The 4,784-nt window shown below is 65.4% G+C and carries 8 protein-coding genes; all 8 read right to left on the bottom strand.

Translation table 11 applies throughout. From position 1 onward, the window contains the following. A partial coding sequence (locus BMY22_RS22690; RefSeq protein ID WP_208599381.1) for a hypothetical protein occupies nt 1–248 on the bottom strand: 248 nt, incomplete at its 3' end. Between the two features lie 13 nt (nt 249–261). Beyond that, complete coding sequence (locus BMY22_RS22685; RefSeq protein ID WP_090625569.1) at nt 262–723, bottom strand: hypothetical protein; 462 nt, start codon at nt 721–723, stop codon at nt 262–264. Continuing rightward, on the bottom strand, nt 720–1,025 hold the full coding sequence (locus BMY22_RS22680) for a head-tail joining protein (RefSeq protein WP_090625567.1): 306 nt from the start codon (nt 1,023–1,025) through the stop codon (nt 720–722). The genes BMY22_RS22685 and BMY22_RS22680 overlap by 4 nt, the downstream gene beginning before the upstream one ends. Before the next feature lie 3 nt (nt 1,026–1,028). Continuing rightward, nucleotides 1,029–2,036, bottom strand: a complete 1,008-nt coding sequence (locus BMY22_RS22675) for a major capsid protein (protein ID WP_090625570.1) — start codon at nt 2,034–2,036, stop codon at nt 1,029–1,031. A 132-nt stretch (nt 2,037–2,168) separates the two neighbouring features. Next, nucleotides 2,169–2,627, bottom strand: coding sequence for an Hsp20 family protein (locus tag BMY22_RS22670; protein WP_090625566.1), 459 nt, complete (start codon nt 2,625–2,627; stop codon nt 2,169–2,171). A 100-nt stretch (nt 2,628–2,727) separates the two neighbouring features. Beyond that, nucleotides 2,728–3,186, bottom strand: coding sequence for an Hsp20 family protein (locus tag BMY22_RS22665; protein WP_090625563.1), 459 nt, complete (start codon nt 3,184–3,186; stop codon nt 2,728–2,730). Nucleotides 3,187–3,395: 209 nt separating this feature from the next. After that, a complete protein-coding gene (locus BMY22_RS22660; RefSeq protein ID WP_090625562.1) occupies nt 3,396–4,028 on the bottom strand; it encodes a head decoration protein in 633 nt (210 codons plus the stop codon). Nucleotides 4,029–4,031: 3 nt separating this feature from the next. Then, nucleotides 4,032–4,784: Clp protease/crotonase-like domain-containing protein (locus tag BMY22_RS25280; protein WP_482762605.1), on the bottom strand; the 753-nt coding region annotated here is incomplete at its 5' end.

The raw sequence follows: 4,784 nt of genomic DNA, 5'->3' as shown, positions 1-4,784 counted from the left end.
GCCAAGGCCAGGTTCTCGAGCAGAAACTCGTCGAGGGTGATGTTCAGGGTGCCGCTCTTGCCGGTGATCAGCGAGCCGTAGAGGCCGCGCGATCCGCCGAACGATTCGTTCTTGTCGGACTTGTTGGCGGAAATCGCCAGGGTGGCGGCCGAGGCGTTGCCGAGCCAGGTACGCTTGCCGGGCTTGCCGGTGGTGGCGTTGCGGACGGCAGAGAAAAAACGTCCCTGCAGGGAATAGAGTTCGCTCATGGAATTCTCCGGCTCAGAGGCCAGTGATGAAGGTGTGCAGGTGGACCGGGATCAGCACGCTGGCCGCGCGCTCGCCGTTGCCGGGCGGGAACTGCTCGGCACCGCCCAGGGCGATGTTCTGGATGCCGGCCGGCGCCCAGGGCAGCGGCCTGCCCTGCTCCGGGCGCAGGCAACACAGCAGGTCCAGCTCCAGGTCGTCGAGGGCGTCCTCGTAGTCGTCCAGGCCGACGTCGACGGCGCCGATCACGTAGTAGCCGGCGGCGACCTTGAGGGCACGCGGCCCCGGCACGGGGTCCTGGTCCTTGGCCTTCTGCACCACGATCAGCGGGAAGCCGACCTTCTCGCGCTGCAGGACCTCGTTGAACCAGCCGGTTTTCACGTTGGCACCGGCATCGGTCCGGTAACCGCTGGCGACGGAGATGGTCGAGAGGCGCCGGACCAGCGCCTGGCGGCCCTCGCTCAGGGGGTTGGTCATGGGGCCTCCATGCAGGCGGCGGTCGCCATCTGTCCGTCGTCGCTGACGATCTCCTCGACGAGATAACGCCTGCTGCCGACCACGAAGGTTCCGCCCCGCTCGGTGCCGGGCAGGTCCGCCGTGTTCCAGGTGATGCCGACGGCCGTGGAGACGAACAGTCCTTCCGGCCCGACGCGCTGCAGGTTGTGCTCGATGATGACGTCGATGCCGCGGGCCACGGTGCTCCCCTCGGCGTCGAGGCAGTCGGCCTTGCCATCGCCCAGGGACGCCATGATGGCGGCGCTCAGGTCGTCGCCGAACATCGCTCAGGCCCTGCCCAGTTTGATGATCGCCCGCGGGCGGGTGCAGATGCTCAGCGGGTTGGACTGCGACTCCAGGTCGACGCCCTTGTTGTGGGGCAGCGGCTCCTGGCTGGCGTAGAACTTCTGCCCCATGGTGTTGACCGTATCCATGTAGTCCGCCGGGGCATACTTGGTGACCAGCAGGCCGTCGACGCCGAGCGGGATCAGGTAGGCATCGTCGGTACCGATGAACTCAACATCACCGACCTTGCCGTAGAACTCCTGCCACTCGACGCCGCCGAACTGGAAACCCATCGGGCGCATGTCGGTGCGCAGGAACTGGCCGTCCTGGTAGCGATCCCAGGCGTCGGTGGTGGACTTGTGCCCGGTGAAGGCGTCCCAGAAGCCGCGCCCGCACACGGCCAGCCAACCGGTGATGATGCCGCTGTCGGCGATGGCGTCCTCGGCCTTGCGCTTGGCTTCGACGATCTTGCCGAGCACCTTGGTGGCGTCGCTGCCCAGCGCCATGGCGTGGCTTTGCTGCCCGATGCCGAACTGCCGGTGCAGGTCGAGCAGCAGGCGCTGGCCGTCGGCGTCGTAGATCTTGCCGGTGATCGCGCCGGCCCGCTGGAAGCGGATGGTCGCCTCGAGGCGTTTGCGCTGTTTGGCCAGGCGCTTGCCGACCAGCTCCATGACGGTTTCCAGTTCGCTCTCCGTGCCGAAGGCGCGGATGCCTTGTACCTCGTCGGCGCGGATGGTGGAGCGGGTCGGCAGGTGCAGGGTTTTGAAGGGGATGACGTCGCGCTGCGCGCCGGTGGTGACCTCGGCCGGCGCCCCACGTTCGCCGGCCGGGACCAGGGCGAGGCTGTCGTTTTCGCGCTCGATGAACACGGAGGTGGTGTTGACGCCCTCCTCCTCGAACAGGGCATCGAGCAGCGCCGGTACGCGCTGGCCTTCCGGGCTGGTGTTGATGGCGTTGGTCAGGCTGACGGCGCTGAAGGCGTCGTCGTTGAAGATGTCGAGACTCGGCATATCGTTCTCCGGAAACGAAAAAACCGCCACGGGGGCGGTTTTGAAAGTGAGGATGATGGTCAGTCTTGCGGTGTCATAAATGCGGAAGGGGTGCCGCAGCACCCCCTCCCTTCACACGGGCGTTACCCCGAATCAGTTCAGCAAGGTCGGCTTGTCGCCCTGCTTGATCTCGATGCGCCGGGGCTTGGCCTCTTCCGGAACGACCCGTTCCAGCTCGATGCTCAAAAGGCCATTGGACAGGTTGGCGCTTCTCACCTCGATGTGATCGGCCAGGTTGAACGACAGCTTGAAGCCGCGCTGGGCGATACCGCGATGCAGGTAGGTCACCGCCGATGCGTCTTCGCTGCTCTCCGGCTCACGCCTGCCGCCAGCCACGGTCAGCACGCTCCGATTCACTTGCAGGTCCAGGTCGGCTTCCTCGAAACCTGCCATCGCGATCACGATGCGATAGTTGCTTTCGCCATGCTTCTCGATGTTGTAGGGCGGATATGTGCTGGCACTGTCATTGCGCAGGGCCGCCTCGAACAGATCACTAAAGCGGTCGAAACCAACGGATTGACGAAACAGCGGGGCCATGGGGAAAGTTGCCATGTTCAATCTCCTGAATATCAGCGAGCTTGGTAAGTTCGGGACCCGACTTCGGCATCCCATACTTCCTCGACAGGAATAAAACTTTCTGGATAAAGAAAAATCAGTTCAGCGAACTAGACTTGCCACCCTGCTTGATCTCGATGCGCTTGGGCTTGGCCTCTTCAGGAACGATCCGCTCCAGTTCGATGTTCAGCAATCCATTGACCAGATTGGCACTTTTAACCTCGACATGCTCCGGCAGGTTGAACGACAGCTTGAAGCTGCGCTGGGCGATACCCTGGTGCAGGTAGGTCACCTTGGGTGCCTGCTCGCCCTTCGCCGGCTCACGCTTGCCGCCGGTCACGGTCAGCACGCCCCGCTCGACTTGCAGGTCCAGGTCGGCCTCTCCGAAGCCGGCCATCGCAATCACGATGCGGTAGTCGTTCTCGCCACGCTTCTCGATGTTGTAGGGCGGATAAGTGCTGCCACTTTCATTGCGCAGCGACGCCTCGAACAAATCACGGAAGCGATCGAACCCAGCGGATTGACGAAACAGCGGAGCCATTTGGAAAGCAGTCATGTTGAATCTCCTGAATATCAGCGAGTTTGGTAATTCCGGAACCCGACTTCGGCATCCCGTACTTACTAGATAGGGGCACCCAAGTGCCTTTCAAGAGCAGAGCCAAAAAATTTTTCGCTCTTTCGAGTTGCCCCCGGTTTCGCTGCCTCGAAACTTCCTCAAATTGCAACGGCAAACAGGACACGCAACTTTCCCACGACACGAAAGTGTCAGCGGACGACGATGCCCAGCGCGAGCAGGTCGGCCTGGCCGTTGGCGTCGAGGCCGATCAGCTTCGTACCGACCACCTCGGCGTCGCGGACGATGGCCACGGCCTTGGCGTCGCTCTCGGTGGCGTCGACAGCCGCGTAGAGGATGCCGGTGGCGGCCCGGCGGCCGTCGTTCGCACCGTCGTCGTCGTAAGCCACCCACTCGCCGAGTCCGGCATTGACGGCAATGTTGAAGGCGTCGCCGACGATGAAGTCGGTGCTGCCGTCGGACAGGGTGAAGGTCAGACCGCCGGCGCCGAACTCGACACCCACGCTGCCGGTCCCGATCACCTCGCCGAAGGGGTCGACGACGCGGAAGTCGCCGGCGTTGGCCGCCGCGGCAGTGACGGTCAGGACGTAGGTGCCGGTGATCGCGTCGTTGCCGACGGTTACGGCGCCGAGCGTGCCGTTGCCGGTGTTGCCGCCGGCGGCGCTCGGGGTGGCGGCATTGGCACTGGTGAGCTTGGCCAGCAGGGTACCGGCCGCCAGCTTGCCGGCGGTGGCGTTGACGACGATGGCTTCGCGGGAGCGCGCGCCGTTGGCCTCGGAGAGCAAAAACTCGGCGGTGCGCGGCCCTTGGGTGAGGATGGTCATGGCTTAGCCTCCGATCTTCTTCATGGTGCGGCTCCAGGCGTCCGCGGTGTCCGGGCCGGTGCTTTTCGGCGGCTGGGCACCGGTGGTGCCGGTGGCGTCGGCCTTGATGCCGGCGAGGCCGATGCCGCGGTCCTGGGCGGCCTTGAACAGAGTCAGGGCGGTGGCCTCGACGCTGCGGCCCTCCTCGATAGCGGCGGCGATCTCCTTCTCGAAGCCCTTGGCGGCCAGGGCGTGGATGCCGGTGATGCGCTCGCGTTCGGCCTTGGCGGCGGATGCGCCGGCTTCGGCCTTGATGGCGTCCAGGTCGAGCGGCTCGGCGGCGGCGATCTGTAGGGTCTTCGGATCGGTGCCGGCGGCGATGGCCGCCTGCAGCTCGGCGGTGGTGCGGACGATGGTCATGCTGGGTTTCCTCTGGGTGGCGGCCGGGCTGGCCAGTTCTGCGATCAGGGATTCGAGCGAGCCGAGGCGATGGGCCAGGCCGGCCTCGACGGCGGCGGCGCCGACCTTGAGGCCGCCGTGGTCGCCCATGGCGGGGACGTCCTCGGGCTCGACGGCGAGGTTGCGGGCGACCTTGGCGACGAACACCTCGGCCAGGGCATCGATGCTCTTGGCGATCTCGGCGCGGCCCTGTTCGGTGTCGAGGTCGGGCCGCTTGTTCGGGGCGTTGCTGCTGGTGACGGTGTAGCGCTTGATGCCGTCGGCCTCCTTGCGCACGGCCACCTCGACCACCACGCCGATGCTGCCGAGCAAGGCGGT

The organism is Azotobacter beijerinckii, assembly GCF_900110885.1.
GTDB classification, from domain to species: Bacteria; Pseudomonadota; Gammaproteobacteria; order Pseudomonadales; family Pseudomonadaceae; genus Azotobacter; species Azotobacter beijerinckii.
This window is presented reverse-complemented; position numbering and strand designations above follow the sequence as displayed.